This is a genomic window from Lacticaseibacillus manihotivorans DSM 13343 = JCM 12514 (genome assembly GCF_001435035.1).
Classification (GTDB): Bacteria; Bacillota; Bacilli; order Lactobacillales; family Lactobacillaceae; genus Lacticaseibacillus; species Lacticaseibacillus manihotivorans.
On sequence record NZ_AZEU01000327.1, the window covers coordinates 1 to 579 of the forward strand.

Annotated in this window: 1 protein-coding gene and 1 pseudogene; both read left to right on the plus strand. The window is 48.4% G+C overall.

Features of this window, described 5'->3' with window-relative positions:
* The coding region (locus FD01_RS16780) for a hypothetical protein (protein WP_235802977.1) at nucleotides 1-193 on the plus strand (193 nt) is incomplete at its 5' end.
* A gap of 30 nt (nucleotides 194-223) precedes the next feature.
* A pseudogene (locus FD01_RS15395) lies at nucleotides 224-579 on the plus strand (helix-turn-helix domain-containing protein); the annotation flags it as partial.

Genomic DNA, 579 nt, shown 5'->3' on the forward strand with positions numbered 1-579 from the left:
GAGTCATCCCCTTAAGCTTGTTGAAATTAACCTGAGAATTTCTCAGAATCGCGCTCAGTTTCTAAATGGCAGTCAACTTCAAAACGTCAATCATGGCTTTTCACGGCAAATAAAAAAAGACCCCAGTTTACAATTCAAGTGCAACACCCTGACGACTAAGACCATAAAGGCCATGAAGACCTATTCTTGTTAGTGCTAGCTAAACAAGAAAGCAGGAATCTTCATGACCCACTCTCAGACCAACACCCACTCTCAGACCAACAACTCAGTTTTAGCGACCGTGCTACAATTCAGGCCCTTCAGGCTGCTGGTGACACCGCGACCGTGATTGTACAGAAGCTTCATCGCAGTAAAGCGACAATCTCACGAGAAATCACGCGTGGATCTGTAACTCAGCTCGACTCGAAGCGTCACTCGCATCAAGTCTATCTTGCGGAAACTGCCCAAGCCATGCACGACCGTAAACGCGATAGAACTGGTCACTACGCCTTTCTTAAGACCGGCCGTGCGTTCTTCAAGGCTCTCGCCAGGGAGCTTACTCGTAAGCCGCGCGTACACAGCGTTGATAGCTTCGTACAC